This is a genomic window from Ectothiorhodospira haloalkaliphila ATCC 51935 (assembly GCF_000633935.1).
In the GTDB taxonomy this organism is placed as follows: domain Bacteria; phylum Pseudomonadota; class Gammaproteobacteria; order Ectothiorhodospirales; family Ectothiorhodospiraceae; genus Ectothiorhodospira; species Ectothiorhodospira haloalkaliphila.
The window spans coordinates 371,375-393,255 of the sequence record NZ_KK214996.1 but is presented as its reverse complement, the minus strand read 5'-3'; the positions used below and the strand labels follow the sequence as shown (position 1 = coordinate 393,255).

The 21,881-nt window shown below is 65.3% G+C and carries 21 protein-coding genes; 7 read left to right on the top strand and 14 right to left on the bottom strand.

Features of this window, described 5'->3' with window-relative positions; genetic code table 11:
- Window positions 1–28 precede the first annotated feature (28 nt).
- On the top strand, window positions 29–550 hold the full coding sequence (locus ECTHA_RS0103625; protein WP_051582563.1) for a flavin reductase family protein: 522 nt from the start codon (window positions 29–31) through the stop codon (window positions 548–550).
- Here the strand turns inward: ECTHA_RS0103625 and ECTHA_RS18875 are convergent.
- Window positions 547–3,357 carry a bifunctional diguanylate cyclase/phosphodiesterase gene (locus ECTHA_RS18875; RefSeq protein ID WP_025281625.1) on the bottom strand — a complete coding sequence of 937 codons (2,811 nt, stop codon included), beginning with the start codon at window positions 3,355–3,357 and terminating at the stop codon, window positions 547–549. The genes ECTHA_RS0103625 and ECTHA_RS18875 overlap by 4 nt on opposite strands.
- Window positions 3,358–3,481: 124 nt before the next feature.
- Between ECTHA_RS18875 and ECTHA_RS0103615 the strand changes: the two genes are divergently transcribed.
- Window positions 3,482–3,913 (top strand): DUF3617 domain-containing protein, encoded by a 432-nt coding sequence (locus tag ECTHA_RS0103615; protein ID WP_025281626.1) that lies wholly within the window; start codon window positions 3,482–3,484, stop codon window positions 3,911–3,913.
- A gap of 130 nt (window positions 3,914–4,043) precedes the next feature.
- Here the strand turns inward: ECTHA_RS0103615 and ECTHA_RS0103610 are convergent, their stop codons facing one another.
- The 4 genes from ECTHA_RS0103610 to ECTHA_RS16985 form a co-directional block, all read right to left on the bottom strand.
- Window positions 4,044–5,249, bottom strand: coding sequence for a pyridoxal-phosphate-dependent aminotransferase family protein (locus tag ECTHA_RS0103610; protein ID WP_025281627.1), 1,206 nt, complete (start codon window positions 5,247–5,249; stop codon window positions 4,044–4,046).
- 99 nt (window positions 5,250–5,348) lie between these two features.
- Window positions 5,349–6,566 (bottom strand): glycolate oxidase subunit GlcF, encoded by a 1,218-nt coding sequence (gene glcF / locus ECTHA_RS0103605; RefSeq protein ID WP_025281628.1) that lies wholly within the window; start codon window positions 6,564–6,566, stop codon window positions 5,349–5,351.
- Between the two features lies 1 nt (window position 6,567).
- Window positions 6,568–7,635, bottom strand: a complete 1,068-nt coding sequence (gene glcE, locus ECTHA_RS0103600; protein WP_025281629.1) for a glycolate oxidase subunit GlcE — start codon at window positions 7,633–7,635, stop codon at window positions 6,568–6,570.
- Window positions 7,632–8,381, bottom strand: a complete 750-nt coding sequence (locus ECTHA_RS16985; protein WP_025281630.1) for a metallophosphoesterase — start codon at window positions 8,379–8,381, stop codon at window positions 7,632–7,634. The genes glcE and ECTHA_RS16985 overlap by 4 nt, the downstream gene beginning before the upstream one ends.
- Before the next feature lie 112 nt (window positions 8,382–8,493).
- On the opposite strand from ECTHA_RS16985, the gene ECTHA_RS16980 reads away from it, so the two are divergent.
- Window positions 8,494–9,135 (top strand): 3'-5' exonuclease family protein, encoded by a 642-nt coding sequence (locus ECTHA_RS16980; RefSeq protein WP_174411987.1) that lies wholly within the window; start codon window positions 8,494–8,496, stop codon window positions 9,133–9,135.
- 1 nt (window position 9,136) lies between these two features.
- Here the strand turns inward: ECTHA_RS16980 and ECTHA_RS0103585 are convergent, their stop codons facing one another.
- From ECTHA_RS0103585 to glyA, 9 genes are all read right to left on the bottom strand, one after another.
- A complete protein-coding gene (locus ECTHA_RS0103585; protein WP_026623508.1) occupies window positions 9,137–11,881 on the bottom strand; it encodes a TRAP transporter permease in 2,745 nt (914 codons plus the stop codon).
- An 88-nt stretch (window positions 11,882–11,969) separates the two neighbouring features.
- A complete protein-coding gene (gene nusB, locus ECTHA_RS0103580; protein ID WP_025281632.1) occupies window positions 11,970–12,410 on the bottom strand; it encodes a transcription antitermination factor NusB in 441 nt (146 codons plus the stop codon).
- Window positions 12,407–12,889 (bottom strand): 6,7-dimethyl-8-ribityllumazine synthase, encoded by a 483-nt coding sequence (gene ribH / locus ECTHA_RS0103575; protein WP_025281633.1) that lies wholly within the window; start codon window positions 12,887–12,889, stop codon window positions 12,407–12,409. The genes nusB and ribH overlap by 4 nt, the downstream gene beginning before the upstream one ends.
- Window positions 12,890–12,904: 15 nt before the next feature.
- The gene (gene ribBA, locus ECTHA_RS0103570; RefSeq protein ID WP_025281634.1) at window positions 12,905–14,023 is read right to left on the bottom strand and encodes a bifunctional 3,4-dihydroxy-2-butanone-4-phosphate synthase/GTP cyclohydrolase II; all 1,119 of its coding nucleotides are present in this window, start codon (window positions 14,021–14,023) and stop codon (window positions 12,905–12,907) included.
- 65 nt (window positions 14,024–14,088) lie between these two features.
- On the bottom strand, window positions 14,089–14,424 hold the full coding sequence (locus ECTHA_RS0103565) for a DUF3392 domain-containing protein (protein WP_025281635.1): 336 nt from the start codon (window positions 14,422–14,424) through the stop codon (window positions 14,089–14,091).
- 36 nt (window positions 14,425–14,460) lie between these two features.
- Window positions 14,461–15,117 (bottom strand): riboflavin synthase, encoded by a 657-nt coding sequence (locus ECTHA_RS0103560; protein WP_025281636.1) that lies wholly within the window; start codon window positions 15,115–15,117, stop codon window positions 14,461–14,463.
- Window positions 15,118–15,175: 58 nt separating this feature from the next.
- A complete protein-coding gene (gene ribD, locus ECTHA_RS0103555; RefSeq protein ID WP_025281637.1) occupies window positions 15,176–16,297 on the bottom strand; it encodes a bifunctional diaminohydroxyphosphoribosylaminopyrimidine deaminase/5-amino-6-(5-phosphoribosylamino)uracil reductase RibD in 1,122 nt (373 codons plus the stop codon).
- A gap of 24 nt (window positions 16,298–16,321) precedes the next feature.
- The gene (gene nrdR / locus ECTHA_RS16975) at window positions 16,322–16,792 is read right to left on the bottom strand and encodes a transcriptional regulator NrdR (RefSeq protein WP_025281638.1); all 471 of its coding nucleotides are present in this window, start codon (window positions 16,790–16,792) and stop codon (window positions 16,322–16,324) included.
- 68 nt (window positions 16,793–16,860) lie between these two features.
- Entirely contained in the window at window positions 16,861–18,114 is a 1,254-nt protein-coding gene (gene glyA / locus ECTHA_RS0103545; protein ID WP_025281639.1) for a serine hydroxymethyltransferase, read from the bottom strand.
- A gap of 131 nt (window positions 18,115–18,245) precedes the next feature.
- On the opposite strand from glyA, the gene ECTHA_RS0103540 reads away from it, so the two are divergent.
- From ECTHA_RS0103540 to ECTHA_RS0103525, 4 genes are all read left to right on the top strand, one after another.
- Window positions 18,246–19,232, top strand: a complete 987-nt coding sequence (locus ECTHA_RS0103540; protein ID WP_025281640.1) for a TAXI family TRAP transporter solute-binding subunit — start codon at window positions 18,246–18,248, stop codon at window positions 19,230–19,232.
- A gap of 69 nt (window positions 19,233–19,301) precedes the next feature.
- A complete protein-coding gene (gene thiL, locus ECTHA_RS0103535; protein ID WP_025281641.1) occupies window positions 19,302–20,249 on the top strand; it encodes a thiamine-phosphate kinase in 948 nt (315 codons plus the stop codon).
- 17 nt (window positions 20,250–20,266) lie between these two features.
- A complete protein-coding gene (locus ECTHA_RS0103530) occupies window positions 20,267–20,761 on the top strand; it encodes a phosphatidylglycerophosphatase A family protein (protein WP_025281642.1) in 495 nt (164 codons plus the stop codon).
- 434 nt (window positions 20,762–21,195) lie between these two features.
- Window positions 21,196–21,867: a retropepsin-like aspartic protease family protein gene (locus tag ECTHA_RS0103525; RefSeq protein WP_029762440.1), complete on the top strand. Its 672-nt coding sequence runs from the start codon at window positions 21,196–21,198 to the stop codon at window positions 21,865–21,867.
- The last annotated feature ends 14 nt before the right edge of the window (window positions 21,868–21,881 follow it).

The following is a 21,881-nucleotide window of genomic DNA, read 5'->3' as shown; positions in this document are numbered from 1 at the left end:
TCCCCGGGCCTCAGGCCGATCCAACAGTATGAACAACACTCAGTCTGAAATAATCGATTCCTTGCCGGTGATTGATCCGCGTCGGTTTCGGGATGCTCTGGGTCGCTTTGCCACCGGCATCACGGTGATCACCTGTCTCGATCCACAGGGAGAGGTGCCCAACGGGTTCACGGCCAATTCCTTCAGTTCCCTGTCGCTGGATCCGCCGCTGGTGCTGTTCAGCCTGCGCCGCGATGCGGGATGTCTGGGGGCCTTCGAGCGTGCCAGGGCCTTTGCCGTGAATGTGCTCGCGGAGGATCATCAGGGCCTCTCGAACCGGTTTGCGGGCAAGGAGGCAGGACGCTGGGAGGGCCTGGAGTTCGAGGCCGGGCAAACTGGCGCACCGTTGCTGCCGGGAATGCTGGCGCAGTTTGAATGCCGCACCGAGATGATTCATGACGGCGGCGATCACCGTATCTTCGTGGGCCGGGTGTTGCGACTGACCATGCCCCGCGAGGGTGAGCCGCTGGTCTACTATCAGGGCGATTACCGTTTTTTGGCCAGGGATTAACCGGGTCCGGAAGGATGTGCCCGTCGCATGGGCGCGGGCCGTTTCGGGAGGCTCTCCAGCATGGCCACCACTGGCCCCGGGCGACCGAAATAGTAACCCTGGTGGGTGTGGCAGCCATGCCGGCTCAGCCATTCCCAATGCTCCCGGGTTTCCACCCCCTCGGCGATCACCCTCAGGCCCAGTGTGCCTGCCAGGGCCACAATGGTGCGGGCAATGGCGGCATCGTTGGGGTCGGTGAGCACGTCACGAACGAATGACTGGTCGATCTTCACATCGTCCAGGGGCAGCTGCTTGAGATAGCTCAGGGAGGAATAGCCGGTGCCGAAGTCGTCCAGGGCGAACGAGATGCCCCGGGCCCGCAGTTGCCGCATCTTGCTGATCACGTCCTCCACGTCTTCCACCAGCAGGCTTTCGGTGATCTCCAGCTTGAGGCGACGCGGGTCTGCACCGGTCGTGTTCAGGGCGCGCAATACTCCGGGCACGAATTCCGGATGCCGGAACTGGCGGGCGCTCACATTGGCGGCGAGCTTCAGGTGCTTCAGGCGAGGGTCCCGGGCCCATTCGGCCAGTTGGGCGCAGGCCGCCTCCAGCACCCACTGTCCGATGGGCAGGATCAGCCCGGTATCCTCCGCCAGGGCAATGAACTCGCCGGGCGGCACCAGGCCCCGCTGCGGGTGTTGCCAGCGCAGCAGGGCCTCGGCGCCCGTCAGTGTACCGTCGTCGTCCACCAGTGCCTGGTAATGCAGTACGAACTGTCCCTCCGCGAGTGCCCGGCGCAGATCAGCCTCCAGGGCGGCCCGGGCCGTCACCGACGCCTGCATGCCCGGGTCGAACAGCCGCTGCGTGTTACGACCTGCCGCCTTGGCCTGGTACATGGCCAGATCAGCCCGTTTCATGAGTTCGTCCGCGCTCATCAACTCCCGATGGAACAGTGTGATGCCCACACTGGCCGTACTGTGATGCTCCTGCCCATCCAGCAGATAAGGATGGTTCAGGGTGGCCAGAATCTTGTCGGCGACGATCTCCGCCTGTTGCGTGGCCTCATGAGGGTGGTGGCTGAGCCTGCGCAGCATGACCACGAACTCATCACCCCCAAGACGGGCCACAGTGTCGCTCTCGTGCACGCAGCCGCTGATGCGCCTGGCCGCCTGCATGAGCAACAGATCTCCCTGGTCATGGCCCAGGGTATCGTTGAGGATCTTGAAGTTATCCAGGTCAATGAACAGCAGGGCCCCGTGATGGTGCCCCTGATGGCAGTGCTGCACCGCCTCCTGAAGATGCTGGGCGAGCAGGCGACGGTTGGGCAACTGGGTCAGCGGATCGAAAAAGGCCAGCGTCTTGATCTCGTCCTCGGCCTGCTTGCGGGCGGTGATGTCCCGAGCGATCCCCTGAAAACCGACAATCTGCCCGGTTTCATCCCGGGAGGGCAGGGCGCTGGAGTTATGCCATCGCCAACTCCCGTCCTGATGCCTGACCCGGTACTCGATGTCCTGGGCATGATGACCGTGGCGCATGACATGGCTGAACGCCTGGTGGCAAATGGGAAGATCCTCGGGATGAACGAACTCCGAGAAATGGCGCCCCACGACACTCTGCGGGTCGTGCCCCATGAGCGTCTTCCAGCTGGGGGAGACAAACTCGATGTGGCCGTCGGGTGAGAACAGGTAGAGGATGTCGTAGCTGTTTTCCACCAGAAAGCGGTATTTTTCCTCGGAGCGCCGCAGGTCCGTCTCCGTGCGCTTACGCGCCGCGATCTCCTCACTCAGGGCCTGATTGGCCTGTTTCAACGAGCGATGGCTGTGATGAAGTTGCGTGTCGTAACGAACGGTGCTCAGATAGCCACGCAGGACCAGCAGACCAAGGCCGGCAACGGTCAGCCAGGCGATGCCCAGGGTCCACAGCTTTTGCCACCAGGCGGCCATGAGGGTCTGCTTCGCCTCGCCCACCACCACCAGGAAGGGCAGGTCCCGCACCAGCTGCGCCGTGTAGGAACGATGCACTCCGTCCACCGGAGAGACGATGCTGAAATGGACAGTATCCGTGGCCTGGTGGAGCAGGGGGCGGAGTGCTCCAGCTTCCACGGGCTGACCCAGTTGGGCATCGAAGTCAGGAACCGTATCCCGGGGACGACGTGCCAGTAATCTTCCCTCGTGATCGAGAATCGTCAGGCTGCTGCCGCGCGTGAGTTCGGTGCGCTCCAGCCAGTGGTCGAAGAATCCCAGGTCCAGGCGCACCCCCAGGAGTCCGGCAAATCTGCCGTTGGCGTCACGCAGGGCCTGGGCATGGGCAACCAGAAAGCCATTGGCCTCGCTGGAGAAGAAGGCCTGGGATACCTGGCGCTCAAGGCTCGGATCATCGCGAAGGGCCTGGAAATGGGCCTGATCACTGATGTCATGGCCCACCCCCCGGGCAGCGCGGGAGGTATGCGTCATCACACCCTCACGGTCGAACAGGGCAATGGCATGGGCGTGAGGGAGGAGTTGCAAATGCCGGTCGAGCCACTGATTCGTCCGCGCATGGGCTTCCGGATCGTTGTCCTCGCTTGCCAGGCTTTCGGGACGAATCTCGCCTGCCATGCTGCGCAGCAGCGCCCCGCTGGTCTCAAAGGCCGCATACAACCACTCGCTCACCAGGATGCTGGTGGCGTGGGTGCGTTGTTGGGCGGCTGCCATCTCCTTCTCCCGGGAGGTGGTGAGATCCCAGGTGATGGCCAGGGCCAGTACCAGACACAAGCCCAGGTACGCGGCCCAGGCCTTGAGGCTGATGCGTGGCGGAAGACCATTGCTGGGTGACGGGCCTTGATTCATCGGGGGTCTTGGCGGAGGCATCGGGATGGGGCCCGAGCATCATTCCAGGGTCAGCTCGGCGGGCGCGTGTCTTCGCCATTTATATCATTTACCATGCAGGCACACTCACGATCAGGATGGAAACATGCAGATCTTCCGACCGATGGCGATTGCCGCCTTCACCTTGATGATGCCCCTGAGCAGCCTGGCGGACCAGCCCAACCTGCAACCGGGAGAGTGGGAATTCACCTCCATCAGCAGCACCATGGGGCATGAGGCCCCGGAGGAGGATGCTCATACGGAACGAGGTTGTATCACGGAAAACGATATCGCCGAGGGTGCTCGTTTCCTGATCGCCGATCAGGGGTGCGAAATCACGGATATGGAGTCGACACCTGCCAACCTGGCCTACAGCATGATCTGCGAGGAGGATGGTGATGTGGTGGAAATGCGGGCCACCTTCGAGTTCATGAGCGACAGCCTTACCGGTCGTATCACCTCCTATCTGGATACGTCCATTGGCAAGATCCCCATGCACACGGAGGTGAAGGGGCAGCGTCTCGGGGAGTGTGACTGAATCTCGGCTCATGCATCCATCACGGGTGCATCACGGCGGTCAATCACCCAGATGATCAAAGACACGTAACAAGCCCTTCTCCCCCCGTGGGGGAGAAGGGAGTGTCGGTAGCTGACAGGGTTCTTTCGCGTCAAACCTCGTCCCGGTGACCCGTCTCCCCATACACCCGCTGCGCCGCCCGGATGGCGTGGCCCCGCTCGATGGGTGCATTCATCTCCGTGAGCACGGCCTCCAGGGCGTGCAGGCACAGCAGCACGTTTCGCTGGTTGCAACCAAAGCCCATCAGGCCGATGCGCCAGATCTTCCCGGCCAGTGGCCCCAGGCCTGCACCGATTTCCAGACCGTAGCGCTCCAGTAGTTGAGTGCGCACAGCGGCCTCGTCCACGCCTTCGGGCACCTTCACGGCATTGAGCTGGGGCAGGCGGTGGGGCTCGTCCACCAGCAGGCTCAGGCCCATGGCCTCCAGGCCGGCCTTCAGCGCCTCGTGATGATGGCGATGACGCGCCCAGGCCTCTTCCAGGCCTTCCTCGCGCAACAGCACCAGGCACTCGTGCAGGGCATACAGGGCATTGATGGGGGCGGTGTGGTGATAGGCCCGCTTGGCGTTGCCCGAGCCCCAGTAGCCCATGATCAGGTTCAGGTCCAGGAACCAGCTCTGCACCGGGTGTTTGCGGTTACGGATGCGCTCCACGGCACGCGGGCTGAAGCTCACCGGTGACAGGCCGGGGGTGCAGGAGAGGCATTTCTGGGTGCCGGAGTAGATGGCGTCCACGCCCCAGTCGTCCACCCGCACCTCGCTGCCGCCCAGGCCGGTCACGGTATCCACGATCACCAGGCAATTCCGGGCATGGGCCACCTGGGAGAGGGTTTTTACATCGGAGCACACCCCGGTGGAGGTCTCCGCGTGGACAAAGGCCACCAGGCGGGCGTCCGGGTGGGCGGCCAGGGTGTTTTCCAGCTTCTGCGGATCCACGGGTTGGCCCCATTCCTCTTCCACCACGATGGGGGTGCCGCCGCAGCGGATCACGTTTTCCTTCATGCGCATGCCGAACACGCCGTTGATGCACACCACCACCTCGTCACCCGGCTCCACCAGGTTGGCAAAGCAGGTTTCCATGCCGGCCGAACCCGGGGCGGAAACAGGCAGGGTAAGCTCGTTTTCCGTCTGGAAGGCGTACTGCAGCAGCACCTTCATCTGATCCATCATGCCCACGAAAGCGGGGTCCAGATGGCCGATGATCGGCCGGCTCATGGCGGCCAGGACCCGGGGATTGATATCGGAGGGACCGGGGCCCATCAAGGTGCGCACGGGGGGGTGGAAGGAGGGATAGGTCATCATGGTTAGGGTCTGCTGAATGGGTGGATTTCTTTAAGCGTATGAAAAAATTATGGAAGTATAAGGCGGTGAACCGGATGAGAGAAGGGTGCGCGGATCTCAGCCTTGCGTGATTCCATCCATCAACTGAACCCAGTGTCGCACCGGCGTGCCCGTCCCCGACTGCAGATGCATGTGACACCCGATATTCGCCGTGGCAATCACCTCCGGAGCCTCCCGCTCCAGATTCGTCAGCTTGCGCTGCTGCAGCTGCCGTGACAATGCCCGCTGCAGAATGGAATAGGTCCCGGCCGACCCACAGCACAGATGCACATCCCGCACTGCCACCAACTCAAAACCTGCCGCCCGCAGCAGCGCCTCCACCCGACCGCTCAGCTTCATGCCATGCTGCAAAGAGCAGGGCGGATGAAAGGCCACCCGCCGGCCATCGGCGTCCACCCCCAGGCGCCGAACATCCTCCGGCGTGATCACCTCGCAGGGATCACGTGCCAGTTCCGCCACCCGCCGGGCCCTGTCCCGATACGCCGGATCCGCCGCCAGCAGATGGCCGTAGTCCTTCACCTGCACGCCGCAACCGCTGGCAGTGACCAGGATGGCCTCCAGGCCCGCCTCAATCTGTGGCCACCAGGCATCGATGTTGCGCCGTGCCCGTTCCCGGGCGGCCTGCTCGTCATTCAGGTGCATCTCCACGGCCCCGCAACACCCCCCGCCGCCACGAACAACACTCACCCCCAGGCGATCCAGCACCCGGGCCAGGGCCGCGTCGATATCCGGCTGCAGGCCGGGCTGCACGCACCCCTCCAGGGTGAGCATGCGTCGCTCGTGCCGCGTCTCCGGCCAGGGGCCCTGGACGGCCCGCGGGGGCACCCAGTGACGGAAGGGAGGCGGCAGCACGGGCCGCAGGCCCTGACCGGCACGCAGCAACCCATTGAACAGGCGGCGCCGGGGCAGCACATAGCGCAGGGTGGCTCGCTGCAGGCGTTCATGCCAGGGGCGAGAGACCTGCTGTTCCACCTGGGCACGGCCCACCTCCACCAGATGCCGGTAATCCACCCCGGAGGGGCAGGTGGTCATGCAGTTGAGGCAGGTGAGGCAGCGATCCAGATGGGTCTGGGTGCGACGGCTGGGTGTCTGCCCTTCCAGCACCTGCTTGATCAGGTAGATGCGCCCCCGGGGGCCGTCCCGCTCATCCCCCAGCAACTGATAGGTAGGGCAGGTGGCATTGCAAAAGCCGCAGTGCACGCAGTTGCGCAGGATGCCGTCCACTTCCTCGCCGGTCGGCGTTTCCTTGATGAAGTCCACCAGTCGGGTCTGCATGTCACACCTCCGGGTACAGGCGGCCGGGGTTGAGGATTCCGTGCGGATCAAAGGCAGCCTTGAGTTGTCGATGCAATTGCAGCAACGGCGGCGCCAGGGGGTGGAATGGCTCGATGCGACCGCCATGGCCGCGGAATACGGTGGCATGCCCGCCCTGTGCCTGGGTGGCCTGGCGGATGGCATCGGCCGGGCCCTGGGACCGGAACCAGCGCAGGGCACCCCCCCAGTCCAGCAGACACTGCTCCGGCACCAGATCGGCCGGCGCCCCCGGGGGCAGGCTCAGACGCCACAGGGGAGCGCCCGATCCCTGGAAGAACGGATGGGTCTGCTCGCGAATGCCCTCCCAGAAGGCCTCCGCATTCTCCATTGCATCCCCGCCGATCACCTGCGCGGCCTGCTCCACGCCCTGGCGAGCGCCGCACAGGCGTACATGGAGGGTATCGTCCAGATGGCAGGCGGCGGAGACGGGGAGTGGACGGTTGCCCCAGCCGAGCAGGGAGTCCAGGGCCCGGATAGCGCTGGCGGGCTGTACGATGGTGAGGCTGTGGGCGGGCCGCGGCAACACCTTGACCGAAACCTCCAGCAGCACCCCCAGGGTGCCCATGCTGCCTGCCATCACCCGGGAGACGTCGTAACCAGCCACGTTCTTCATCACCTGCCCGCCAAAATGCAGGACCTCGCCCAGGCCGTTGATCATGCGCACACCCAGTACAGCGTCACGCACGGCGCCGGCGTAGGGGCGTCGTGGCCCCGACAGTCCGCTGGCCACCGTGCCCCCCAGGGTGGCTTCCGGGCCAAAGGCGGGTGGTTCGAAGGGCAACATCTGGCCATTGGCCTGCAGAAGTTGCTGGATCTCGCTCAAGGGCGTGCCAGCACGGGCCGTGAGTACCAGTTCAGTGGGCTCGTAGTCGATGATGCCACGGTGTGGGGTCATATCCAGAGGGTCGCCGGATACGGCGCGCCCGTAGAAGGATTTGGTCATGCCGCCCCGGATCTCCAGGGGTCGCCCCTGCCGGGCTGCGTCGGCAATCAACTCACTGAGGGTTTGCGTCAAATCCTGATCGGTCATGTGCTCCCCTGAGAGGTGGGCCTGGATGCGGTGGGAAAGCTGTTCAACGCCCATTGCGGGTGGATCTGCAGGATACTGAGCTTGGCGTGGGGCATCTGTTTACCATAGGCGGCGCCGGTATCCAGATAATAGATGTTCTCCCGACGCATGGCCTCCTGGACGGGGGTATGCCCCACCACCAGCAGGGCCAGGCCCTCCACGGGCGTGATGGCTTCATCCTTGAGTACCTGGCCGATACGCTTGCGGGACCAGGTGGCGTATTCACGGGTTCGCTGGTCCCGCTCCAGCTGTTCCAGGAACGCCATCCAGTTGAGCCGGGGCGGGACGTCGGCATGCACAATTCCCACCTGGCCGGGTTCGGTGTCCGCCTCCAGGGCGAAGGGCAGGGCGCGCAGCCGGCGGCGGAAGCGGTCCTGGGTGATGGGGTCCACATCCATCCACCACTCGCCACCATTGAGCGTCACCCAGCTGGTGGCCAGATCCCGGTCGACTTCCGATTCCAGCAGCAGGCGCTCGTGATTGCCCTGCACGGCGAAAAACCAGGGCTGCTCGAGAAACTCCAGGGCCCGATGGGATTCGGGACCCCGGTCGATCAGATCCCCCACGGAGATCATCCGGTCCTGGTGCCGATCGAAGCCCAGTTCGTCCATGGCCCGCTCCAGTGCGGAGAACATGCCATGCAGATCCCCCACCACGAAATCCCGTCCTCCGGTGTTCCTTTCCAGCCGCTTGAACGCACTTCCCATGCCGTCAGACCCCTGATTTTGTATGGCTTTGCCCCGCTGGCCAGGGGTGGCCGTGGGCGGGGGCGCGGGTTATGATCATCGACCTAGCAAGGGGGCTTTGCCAAGCATTTTCATGTCAATCGACTTCACCCACAGCACATTGCCCTGTTTTCTGGACTTCGAGGCCTCATCTCTCACCCGGGGCAGTTATCCTGTCCAGGTGGCCTGGTCTGACGGGGCAGGGCGCCTGGAGTGCTGGCTGATCCGTCCTGCCCCCGAGTGGAACGATTGGTGCGATCAGGCGGAGGAGATGCATGGCATCAGCCGCGACATGATCGAGGAGGGCGGCTGTGACATCACCTGGCTGTGTCGGCGCATGAACCGTGCCCTGGCCGGCAAGGTGGTCTTCACCGATGGTGTGCATCTGGACCGATTCTGGTTGCAGCGACTGTTTGTGGCCGGCAGCTTCATGCCCCGTTTTCGACTGGGGGATGTGTTCAAGTTGCTGGAACCCCGCCTGCCAGCCCCCGAGTACCGGGCCCCGGATCTGCTGCAGTGCCTGATGACCCAGGCCCGGCGGGATACCCCGGGTTTCGCCCATCAGGCCGACAGCGATGTACGCTATCTGCTCAACCTGTGGCGGCGGGTGCGCAATCACCATCCCGCTGTTTCCTCCCCGAATCCCGGGCGGCGCGTCCTTCCCGCTGTGCCCACCGAGGGCTTCAATGCACATCAGCAGACCGCCAGCCCTTCCCTGGCCGGCGAGCCGCGCTGAATCAGCCCCGGGCGCGTCGGCGCTGCAGGGCGATGATCCCCCCCAGAAGCAATAGCGCGGGGAGGTAGAACCACTCCGGTGCAGGACGGTCCGCCGGTACCATCACTTCAGTCACGTTCCAGCCGGATTCCAGGCGCATGCGCTCGGCCGGGCTGCCGAAGGATACGAAGCTGATGCTCACCTGATCCCCCAGGGTCATCAGCCCCAGGCCCGCATCGGCCAGGCGCTCATCACCCGGCCCGGGATCCCCCATGGGCAGCATCACCACCCGTTGCACCTCCCTGCCATCCATGTCCATGCCCTCCACAGCGAAGCGCAACTGTCCGCCCTGGGGCGTCGCCTCGGCGATCTCCTGGATTTCTCCGGGGGGCAGGCGGTCATAGCGCGGCTCGATACGGTCCATGAGCAGGTTGGGAGCGAACAGTACCAGGGAGATGCCCAGCAGCAGGATGGATTCGTGAATCCGGCTGCGGGTGACCAGCCAGCCCTGGGTGGCGGCAGCGAAGACCAGGATGCCCACCAGCGCCCCGAAGACCGTGAGCAGCAGTTGCCACAGGCTGTCCACGCCGATGAGCAGCAACTGGGTGTTGAAGACGAACAGGAACGGCAGGGTCACCGTGCGCAGGCTGTAGATGAAGGCCTGCACCCCGGTGCGGATCGGGTCGGCCCGGGAGACGGCCGCCGCCGCAAAGGAGGCCAGGCCCACCGGGGGCGTCACGTCGGCCATGATGCCGAAGTAGAAGACGAACAGATGCGCGGCGATCAATGGGATCAGCAGCCCGTGCTGGGAGCCCAGCTCCACGATCACCGGGGCCATGAGGGTGGCGACAATGATGTAGTTGGCGGTGGTGGGCAGGCCCAGTCCCAGCACCAGGCAGATCAGGCCGGTGAGCAGCAGCATGAGCAGCAGATTGCCGCCGGAGAGGAACTCCACCATGTCGGTCATGGCCAGCCCGATCCCGGTCATGGCCACGGTACCCACGATGATGCCGGCGGCCGCTGTGGCCACGCCGATGCCCACCATGTTGCGGGCACCTTTCACCATGCCGTCGGCCAGTTCGTGGCCGCCACGCAGCAGGGCCCTGAGATAGCTTCGGGCGGCCGGGTCGTCGGGGGGTACATCGTTGGCGAAGGCCTGCTGCCCCCGGAACAGCACGATCAGCGGTCGCTGGGTGAGCATGATGAAGATCATGAAGGCCACGGCCCAGAAGGCCGACAGCCCCGGCGAGAGCCGCTCCACCACCAGGCACCACACCAGCACCACCACCGGCAGCAGGAAGTGCAGGCCGCCCTGGATGGTGGATCGGGGATCGGGCAGTTCCATATGATCATCGTCCACCATCTGCACGGCCGGGGCGCGACAGGCCGTCCACAGCAGGCCCAGGTAGGCGGCCAGGACCAGCACCCCGATGATGTAGGGTGAGGCATCGCCGCTCACGGTCTTGATCCAGCCCAGGCCGTAATAAGTGGCTCCGGCCAGCACGAACAGCCCCGAGAGGGTCAGCCCCCAGCCCAGGAGACGCCCGGTGACCGTGGAAGCCACCCGCCGGGGCAGGCCCTCCATACCGGCCTTGAGGGCTTCGAGATGGACAATGTAGAACAGGGCGATATAGGCGATCACCGCGGGCAGAAAGGCATGCCGGATCACCTCCACATAGGAGATGCCCACGTATTCCACCATGAGAAAGGCCGCGGCCCCCATGACCGGCGGCATCAGCTGGCCGTTCACGGAACTGCTCACCTCCACCGCGCCGGCCTTGTAGGCCGGAAAGCCCACCCGTTTCATCAGCGGGATGGTGAAGGTGCCGGTGGTGACCACATTGGCAATGGATGAGCCCGACACCACCCCCGTCATTCCCGAGGCGACCACCGCCGCCTTGGCGGGCCCACCGCGCAGGTGCCCCAGCAGGGAGAAGGCCACACGGATGAAATATCCGCCGGCCCCGGCCTTTTCCAGCAGGGCGCCGAACAGCACGAACAGGAAGACAAAGCTGGTGGACACCCCCAGGGCGATCCCGAACACCCCTTCGGTGGAGAGCCACTGCTGTGACATGGCCCGGGCGAAGGAGGCGCCGCGATGGGCGATCAGATCCGGCATCCAGGGCCCGGCGAAGGTATACACCAGGAAGATCACGGCAATCACCATCAGCGCCGGCCCCAGCACCCGCCGGGTGGCCTCCAGCAGCAGGGCCATGCCGATCCCGGCGACGATCAGATCGGGGATCGTGGGCGCCCCTGGCCGCTGCGCCAGTGCATCATGGAACAGAAACAGATACCCGGCACACAGCGCCGCCACCATCGCCAGCACCCAGTCCGCCACCGGCACCCGATCCAGCGCTGCCGGCCGCAGCAATGGCCAGGCCGCCAGCAGCACGCCGGCACCAACGGCGGCAAACACCCCCGCCCGCGGCAGCTCATGCCAGACCTGATACCCGGCCAGCCCCCAGAGCCCCAGCCCCACCAGAATGAAGAAATACCCCGCCAGCGGCCGCATCCGCGCCATGGGGTTGACGGCCGGGAAGGCCAGGAAGGCCAGCAGCACGGCGAAGGCCAGGTGAATCGACCGCGCCTTGGTCTCGGAGACGATGAAAATATCGAACCAGTAGGGCAGGGGGGAGGCAATCCATATCTGAAACAGCGACCAGGCCAGCGCCACCGCAAAGATAAGCCCCCGCGTCACCTTCCCCGGCGACCGCGCCCCGGTCTCCACCTGCCCGGCCAGCATGCCCTGATGATCCGTCTGCATTCAGTCAACGCCTTTCTGATGAACGCTCCTTGATGGAGCCAAGCGAATGACAGCCCCTCTCTCCCGGGAGAGAGGGAAATGACCTCCCCTACCGGCGCAGTGCCCCACCGGCCACCTTGTCGATCACTCCATTGACGAACTTGTGACCCTGATCCGCGCCGAACTTCTTCGCCAGCGCCACCGCCTCGTTGATGGCCACGCGGGTGGGCACGTCCGGGCAGTGATGCAACTCGAAGGTGGCCAGGCGCAGGATGGAACGCTCCACCGGGTCCACCTGGGCCACCGGGCGGTCCAGGAAAGGGGCGATCAGCTCGTCCACCGCATCCACATTTTCAGTCACCCCTAGCAGCACATGGCGGAAGTGCTCCCAATCCGCCCGCTCCATCTCCGGGTCCCCCTGGAAATCGGCCAGGATGTCCTTGGGGTGGTAATCGGTGAGCTGCCATTGATACAACGCCTGCATCGCCAGCCGGCGGGCGTGGCGACGGGCGTGAGTCAGGCGCCGGTGTTGCAAGGCATCGGGATTCATGCGCGCAGCGACCGGACCAGGCTGATCATCTCCAGGGCGCTCATGGCGGCATCGGCGCCCTTGTTGCCCGCCTTGGTGCCGGCCCGTTCGATGGCCTGCTCGATGGTGTCGGTGGTCAGCACACCAAAGCTGATGGGCAGGGCATGCTCCAGCTGGATCTGGGCCAGGCCCTTGGCGGCCTCTCCGGCCACATAGTCGAAATGAGGGGTGGAGCCGCGGATCACGCAGCCCAGGGCGATCACGGCATCGTAGCTTCCGGACTGGGCCATCACCTTCACTGCCAGGGGCAGTTCATAGGCGCCGGGCACCCGCACCACGGTGAGGTTCTGGTCCGGCACCCCATGGCGACTCAGCGTATCCTGCGCCCCTTCCAGCAGACGCTCGACGATGAAGGAATTGAAGCGGGACAGCACCAGGCCGATCCGGGCCTCGGAAGCGGCGGTGAAGGTGCCTTCGATGGTGTGCAGGTTTGCAGTCATGACAGGGGTGTTCCGTTAGCGTTCGTTGACATATTCCACCACCTCGAGGCCGAAGCCGCCGAGTCCGTGGAAACGTTTGGGTGCGGAGAGCAGGCGCATCCGGCTCACGCCCAGATCCTTGAGGATCTGAGCGCCGATGCCATGGGTGCGCAGTTCGGCGGGTTCGTGGTCGTCCTGCCCGGGCGAGCGGTTCGGGCCGCCGGTCAGAGCCATTTCCCGCAGACGCCGGACCATCTCCCGGTTGTTCACGGGCTTGTGGATGATCACCGCCACGCCACGGCCCTCGCGGGCGATGCGTTCCAGGGCACCGCGCAACGGCCAGCCGCAGCGATCGCCCCGGTAGGCCAGGGTATCGCACAGACTGCCGCCCAAGTGCACCCGCACCAGGGTGTCGTGATCGCCGCCCACGTCGCCCTTGACCATGGCGTAGTGCAGCCCCTTGTGCAGGGCATCTTCATAGGCCACCAGGCGAAACTCGCCGAATTCGGTGGGGAAGGGGCATTCAGCCACCCGCTCGACGCTGCGCTCGTTCTCGATGCGATAGCGGATCAGGTGCTCGATGGTGCCCATCTTCAGGTTGTGCTCCTCGGCAAAGCGCTCCAGATCCGGACGCCGCGCCATGGAACCGTCTTCGTTGAGGATCTCCACGATCACCGCCGCCGGCTCGAAGCCCGCCAGGCGCGCCAGGTCGCAGCCGGCCTCGGTATGACCGGCGCGCACCAGCACGCCACCGGGCTGGGCCATCAGCGGGAAGATGTGGCCGGGCTGGACCAGGTCCCCGGCGGCGGCATCGGGTGCCACGGCGGTGCGCACCGTATGGGCCCGATCATAGGCCGAGATACCCGTGGTCACCCCCTCGGCGGCCTCGATGGACACCGTGAAATTGGTGCCGTGCTTGTCGTTGGTGTCTCCCACCATCAGCGGCAGACGCAACTGACGGCAGCGCTCCCGGGTGAGGGTGAGACAGATCAGACCGCGGCCGAAGCGGGCCATGAAGTTGATGTCCTCCGGGCGCACCCGGGAGGCCACCATGAGCAGATCGCCCTCGTTCTCACGATCCTCGTCGTCGACGATGATCACCATCCGCCCCTGGCGCAGGTCCTCGATGATTTCTTCAGTGCTATTGAATGACATGGTTCGGCCGGTATTTGAATCCAGGGGGATGAGTGGGCCGCATGGCCCAGGGGCATGACGGGTGACTAGAGTTGCTGACGGCGTTCGGCGACGAACCCCAGAATCAGGAAGGCCCCCGCCACAGTGGGCGCAAGCCAGAGGGTATCCACCATCATCAATCCCTGTGCCACCCAGGGGGCCAGGAAGACGGCGATGGCACCAAAGCCGAACACGCACATCAGCACGAAGACAAGCAAACGGAACACCAGGGGATAAGGACGGACCACCGCCTTGACCGCCCTCAGGATATCCTGTCCGTAGACCACCAGCAGCGTGGCCACCAGCGCCAGGGCGATCTGGGTGGTGTAACCACGCATCCAGAGGCCGGCCTGCAATAAGGTGTCGTTGATCCAGTCCATCATGGTCCCGATTGAAAATCCGCCAATGCGAAAGGAGCCTTATTTCAGAAAGCCATGTTCAGCCAGAAATGCCTCGCTGATGCCGTGTTTGGGCTGGGCGGCCTTGTCTCCCAGCAGCAGGCGTTCCAGATAGCGGGCAATGATATCCACTTCGATGTTCACGCGGGTACCCACGCGATAGCCGTTGATGATGGTCTCCTGCTGGGTGTGGGGCACGATGTTCACGGTGAACACGGCGCCTTCCACGGTGTTCACCGTCAGACTCACGCCATCGATGCAGACCGACCCCTTGGGGGCGATGTAACGGGCCAGCTCATCCGGCACCCGCACATGATACCGCCAGGAACGCGCCTCCTGCTCCACGGTCGTCACCTCGCCCAGACCGTCCACATGACCGCTGACCAGATGGCCGCCCAGTCGGGTGGTGGGGGTGAGGGCCTTCTCCAGGTTCACCGGGTCGCCGATGCCCAGCGCCCCCAGGGAGGTCTTGGACAGGGTCTCCCGGGAGACATCCGCCTCGAAGCCATCGCCGGGCAGGGCCACCGCCGTCAGGCACACGCCGTTCACGGCGATGCTGTCGCCCAGTTGCACGTCGGTCAGGTCCAGCTTGCCGGTGCGCAGGGTCAGGCGGCAGTCGCCACCCCGGTCCTGCGTGGCGGCCAGGCTACCCACGGACTGGATGATACCTGTAAACATGGAAGGGGTCTCCGGGTCGATTTCAAGGGGCTAAGATACAGGATTATCCATCCAGGGATCACGCTGCCGAAGGGCGCGCCGTCACCCGCCAGTCGCGGCCCACCGGGCGAATATCGCGGATCTCCAAAGGAACCCGCCCGGCCATCCGCTGGATGGGCAGTTCCATCAGGCCCCGCGCGTCGCTGCCCATGAGATGGGGCGCCAGATACACGACCAGCTCATCCACATACCCCGCCTGCATCAGGGCCCCCGACAACCGCAGCCCTGCCTCCACATGCACCTCGTTGACCTCCTGCGCCGCCAGTGCCGCGAGCACGGCACTCAGATCCAGGTGACCCCCGGCCCGGGGAACACCCTGCACCCGGGCGCCCGTGCCGGCCAACTGCGCCTGCAGTTCCTCCACCCGGTGCTCGGTGGTGAACACCTGCACCGGCGCCGCATCCTGGAACAGACGTGCGGCGGCGGACAGCTGGCCCTGTCGGTCCAGCACGACCCGAAGGGGCTGCTTCACGACACCATCCACACCCAGTTCGGCGGCGGCGATGCGCACGTTCAGTCGCGGGTCATCGGCCAGCACCGTGCCCATGCCGGTGAGCAGGGCCGAGGCCCGGGCCCGCAGACGCTGCACATCCTGGCGTGCCGCCTCACCGGTGATCCACTGGCTCTCCCCGGAGGCCATGGCGGTACGCCCGTCCAGACTGGCCGCCATCTTCACGCGCACCCAGGGCCGTCCACGCCGCATGCGACTGATGAACCCCGGGTTGAGGTCATGGGCCGCCTCGGCCATCAGCCCATGGGCCACGCCCACCCCCGCCTGGCGCAGGCGTTCCAGGCCCTGACCGGACACCAGCGGGTTGGGGTCCTCCATGGCCACCACCACCCGGCCCACGCCGGCCGCCAGCAGGGCATCCACGCAGGGTGGGGTGCGCCCATGATGATTGCAGGGTTCCAGGGTCACGTAGACCGTGCTGTTCCGCGCCTGCTCGCCGGCCGCGCGCAAGGCTCGCACCTCGGCGTGGGCCTCGCCGGCGCGGACATGGTAGCCCTCGCCCACCACCTGCGCGCCGCGCACCACCACGCAGCCCACCCGCGGGTTGGGGTCGGTGGTGTACAGGCCCATGGCCGCCAACTGCAGGGCGCGGGCCATGAAGCGATGATCGTCGGGAGAGAAATCAGTCATGGTGGGATTCGGGCGGAGGCAGACTCAGTCCTTGTTGCCCTGGGGATCCTTTTCCAGGCGTTCGACCACTTCGCGAAAGGCCTGCACATCGGCAAAGCTCAGATACACCGAGGCAAAACGGATATAGGCCACCTGGTCCAGCCCCTGCAGTTCCTCCATCACCCATTCGCCAATACGTTGGGCCGGAAGTTCCCGCTCACCCTGGCTCATGGCCTTGTGCTTGATGCGGGTGAGGGCAGCCTCGACCCGATCCGTGGGGACGGGGCGTTTTTCCAGGGCGTGCATCATCCCGGCGCGCAGCTTGCCCTCGTTGAAGGGCTCGCGACCGCCATCGCGCTTGACCACCCGGGGCAGGTTCAACTCCGCCCCTTCAAAGGTGGTGAAGCGATCACCGCAGGCCGCGCATTCCCGACGGCGACGCACCTGCTCGCCTTCGCCGGCCAGCCGTGAATCCACCACCCGGGTATCCGGGGCACCGCAGTAGGGACACTTCATGTTGCGACCTCCTCGCCCCTCACCCCAACCCCTCTCCCGGGGGGAGAGGGGCTTGTGATGCGCGAGCGTTAGCTGGCGTACACCGGCAGGCGCTTGCACACATCCAGCACACGGGCCTTGACCTGCTCGATGACCGACTCATTGTTCAGATCGTCCAGCACGTCGCAGATCCAGCCGGCCAGCTCGCGGGACTCCTTCTCACCGAAACCACGCGTGGTGATAGCCGGGGTGCCGATGCGCAGGCCGCTGGTGACAAACGGGGACTGGGGATCATTGGGCACCGCGTTCTTGTTCACGGTGATGTTGGCGCGGCCCAGGGCGGCGTCCGCGTCCTTGCCGGTGATGCCCTTGTCGATCAGGTCCACCAGGAACAGGTGATTGTCGGTGCCACCGGAGACCACCTTGTAGCCGCGCTTGATCATCTCATCGGCCATGGCGCGGGCGTTCTCCACCACCTGCTGCTGGTAGGCCTTGAAGTCCGGCTCCAGGGCCTCCTTGAAGGCCACGGCCTTGCCGGCGATGGCGTGCATCAGCGGGCCACCCTGGGTGCCGGGGAAGACCAGGGAGTTCAGCTTTTTCTCGATCTCCGGATTGCTCTTTGCCAGGATGATGCCGCCGCGCGGGCCGCGCAGGGTCTTGTGGGTGGTGGAGGTGGTCACGTCGGCGATCTGCACGGGGCTGGGATACACGCCACCGGCCACCAGACCGGCCACGTGGGCCATGTCCACCAGCAGGTAGGCGCCCACCTTGTCGGCGATGTCGCGGAAACGCTGCCAGTCCACCACGCGGGAATAGGCGGAGAAGCCGGCCACCACCATCTTCGGCTTGTGCTCCAGGGCCAGGCGTTCCACTTCGTCGTAATCGATGTAGCCCTGGTCATCGATGCCATAGGTGATGGCATTGTAAATCTTGCCGGAGAAGTTCACCTTGGCGCCATGGGTGAGGTGGCCGCCGTGGGCCAGGCTCATGCCCAGCACGGTGTCGCCCGGATTGAGCAGGGCCATGTAAACGGCTGCATTGGCCTGGGAGCCGGAGTGGGGCTGCACGTTGGCGTAGTCGGCGCCGAAGAGTTGCTTGGCGCGATCGATGGCCAGCGTCTCGGCCACGTCGACGTACTCGCAGCCGCCGTAGTAACGTTTGCCGGGGTAGCCTTCCGCGTACTTGTTGGTGAGCGCGGAGCCCTGGGCTTCCATGATGCGTGGGCTGGCGTAGTTTTCGGAGGCGATCAGCTCGATATGCTCTTCCTGACGGCGTGATTCGGACTGGATGGCCTGCCACAGCTCATCGTCGTATCCGGCGATACTCATGTGGGTGGAAAACATTCGGTACTCCCCGCAAAGCGGATTGATTAGACTTCGGAAAAAGGCTTGAATGTTAGCGGATTTTGGCGCCAGACGCACGTAAAACCCTGAAAACAGTCACAACCTGGCCCTCACACACTGGAGGACGAAGCATGCGCAAACGGTTGATGAAGAAAGGCTTTACCCTGCTTCTCGCGGGGCTTGCCACCACCCTGGTCAGCAACCCGGTCATGGCCGATCAGCGGTTCCTCACCATCGGCACGGCGGGCGTCACGGGCGTGTATTACCCCACCGGACAGCGTATCTGTCAGCTGGTGAATCGCGACCGCGCGGAGCACGGCATTCGCTGCAATGCCGAGAGCACCGGCGGCTCGGTGTTCAACCTCAATTCCATCCGCGCCGGGGAGATGGATCTGGGCGTGGTGCAGTCCGACTGGCAGCATCATGCCTGGCAGGGTACCGACCGCTTTGCCGATGCCGGCCCCGATGAGAACCTGCGCGCCGTAATGTCCCTGCATCCAGAGCCTTTCACGGTGCTGGTGCGTCAGGACAGCGACATCCAGCATTTCGAGGACATCAAGGGCAAGCGGGTGAACGTGGGCAACCCGGGGTCGGGTCAGCGGGGCACCGTGGAGCGTCTGATGGAGGCCTATGGCTGGACCATGGACGATTTCTCCCTGGCCTCGGAGCTGCCCTCCCGGGAGCAGGGTCAGGCCCTGTGTGACAATCGCATCGATGTGGTCCTGTTCACCGTGGGTCACCCATCCTCCGCCATCCAGGAGCCCATCGCCACCTGCGGCGCCCGTCTGGTGCCGGTGAGCGGCGAGGTGATCGATGGGCTGGTGGATGACACACCGTATTACTTCAGCGCCACCATCCCGGCGGGCATGTATCCCGGCCAGGAGGATGACGTGGACACCTTCGGTGTGGGCGCCACGCTGGTTTCCTCCACGGCCACCACCGAGCAGGCGGTGTACAGCCTGGTGAAGGCGGTCTTCGACAACTTCGAGACCTTCAAGGGCATGCACCCGGCCTTCGGGGTGCTGGAGAAGGAGAGCATGGTGCAGCAGGGGTTGTCGGCGCCGTTGCATGAGGGGGCCAAGCGGTATTATCGGGAGGCGGGGCTGCTGGAGGAGTGAATGCCCTCCGCACCCTCACCCCAACCCCTCTCCCGCCAGCGGGAGAGGGGCTAACAGCGCCCTATTCAAGTGAAAGAATTCAACCTCATCCAACGCTACTTCACCCCCGCCAGCCTCGCCCCCGACACCCTCCTGGGCGTCGGTGACGATGCCGCCATCATCCAGCCGCCCGCCCACCAGCACCTGGCCGTGTGCGTGGACACTCTGGTTGCCGGCGTGCATTTCCCCAAGGACACCCACCCCCGGGACATCGGCCACAAGGCCCTGGCCGTCAACCTCAGCGACCTGGCCGCCATGGCCGCCACCCCCCGGTGGGCCACCCTGGCACTCACCCTGCCCGAACACGACGACACCTGGCTTACAGCCTTCGCCGACGGCTTTCACACCCTGGCCCGAGAACACGGCGTTGATCTCATCGGCGGCGACACCACCCGCGGACCGCTCACCATCACCGTCCAGGTCATGGGCCATGTCCCCCCGGATCAGGCCTTGCGCCGCGACGGCGCCCGGCCCGGCGACCACATCCTGGTCACCAGCACCCTGGGCGACGCCGCCCTGGCCCTGGCACAATGGGACCACCCGAACCCGGCCCCCACCCTGCGCGCCCGCCTCACCCGACCCACCCCGCGCATCGCCGCCGGACACATCCTGCGCGGCCGCGCCCATGCCGGTATCGACATCTCCGACGGCCTGGTCCAGGATCTGGGGCATGTGCTCAAGGCCTCGGGCATGGGCGCCACCCTTCAGGCCGGCGCACTGCCGCTCTCCGAGGCCTTCCGTCATGCCATGGGGGATGGCACGAACTGGCAATACCCCCTGGCCGGCGGCGACGACTACGAACTGCTGTTCACCCTGGGGGAAGCGGATGTGGAACCCATCCGTGAACAACTGGCAGGGCAGGGCTGCCCGGCCACCGTCATTGGCCGCATCGAAGCCGAACCCGGCCTGCGGGTGTTGGGCCCCGATGGTGCACCCCTCACCCTCGAACAGGGTGGTTACTCTCATTTCGGCAACTGAAAACACCGACCCACATCATGCCCAACAAATCCACACAAACACCCCCGGCCCGCCAGATCCTCCGCGACCCGGTGCACTTCCTGGCCTTCGGCTTCGGCAGCGGCCTTTCCCCCAAGGCCCCCGGCACAGCAGGCACGGTGGCGGCCATCCCCATCTTCCTGCTCCTGCAGGGGCTGCCCTTGTGGGCCTACCTGCTCATCACCGCCCTGGTGGTGGCCGTGGGCATCTGGATCTGCGGCGAGAGCTCCCGACGCCTGGGGGTACACGACCACCCTGGCATCGTCTGGGACGAGATTGCCGGCTTTCTCATCACCATGATCGCCGCCCCGGCCGGGTGGATCTGGATCCTCGTGGGGTTCCTGCTATTCCGCCTGTTCGACATCCTCAAGCCCTGGCCTATCGGCTGGCTGGACAAGCACCTGGAAGGCGGCACCGGCATCATGCTGGACGATGTACTGGCGGGCATCTATGCGCTGATCGTGCTGCAAGCCCTGGCCTGGTGGTTGATCTGAGTCGATTCCCGAATACGATGAAGCATCCCCTTCTGGGAGCAGCGTCGGTCGCCTGCTGATCTCCGGCGGCAGGGATCAATGAAGAGCCACCTGTGGGAGCGGCCCTCGGCCGCGAATGGCCTTTCGAAAAAAACTCCGATGTGTCCGGACCTCGGGGGGAGCGGGTTCCTGTAAGCGGGCTTCAGCCGCAGGAAGCGGCTGCAGAGCCTACATGGATGTATTCACGGCGTCCCGCTGGAGGGAACCCGCTCCCCCCGAGGTCCACTCCGATCTCTGATCTGGGGCTGCAAACGAGGACTCAGCCATTCGCGGCCGAGGGCCGCTCCCACAGGGGCAGGGTGGGCGTCGTCGGCGCCGATTTCGGCAGCCAATCCAACAGGGGCCAGCGGCAGTTGACAGGAGTGCGCGGCGGCGTGGCGCGCTATAATTTCCTCATGAGAACTTACCTTTCCCGTTTCGCTTTGGTCACCCTGGTGACCGGTCTGCTGTTCCTGTTGGCATCGCCGGGCGCGGCCGCACTGGATATCCAGGTGGTGGGGGTGTTCGGTGAGCAAGCGGTGATGGAGGTGGACGGCGAGCGCCGCGTGCTGCGGGTGGGGGAGGTGAGTCCAGAGGGCGTTACCCTGCGGGCGGCGGATAGTCGCAGTGGTACGGTCACCGTGGAGGTGAATGGGCGCACGACGCAGATCGGGATCGGCGCGGGTCGTGCGGGGGGCAGTTTTCAGCCACGTGCTTCAGGATCGGCTCGCGTGTATCCCAATTCCCAGGGGGCACTAACCACCGCGGGGGCGGTGAATGGTCATGCGCTGACCTTTCTGGTGGATACGGGGGCCTCGGCGGTGGTGCTGAATGCGGTGGAGGCGCGGCGGCTGGGGGTGAACTATGCGCGCGGCACGCTCACGCCGGTGCAGACGGCGTCGGGGACGGAGTTTGCCTACCGGGTCACGCTGGATCGTGTGCGGGTGGGAGGGATTGAGCAGCGCAATGTGCCGGCGCTGGTGTTGCAGGGGCGGGAGCCGCCCGTTGCCCTGTTGGGGATGAGTTTTCTGGGGCGGGTGGACATGCGCAATGAAGGGAGTGCGCTGGTGCTGGAGGGGCGGTATTGAGGCCTCTCACTGAG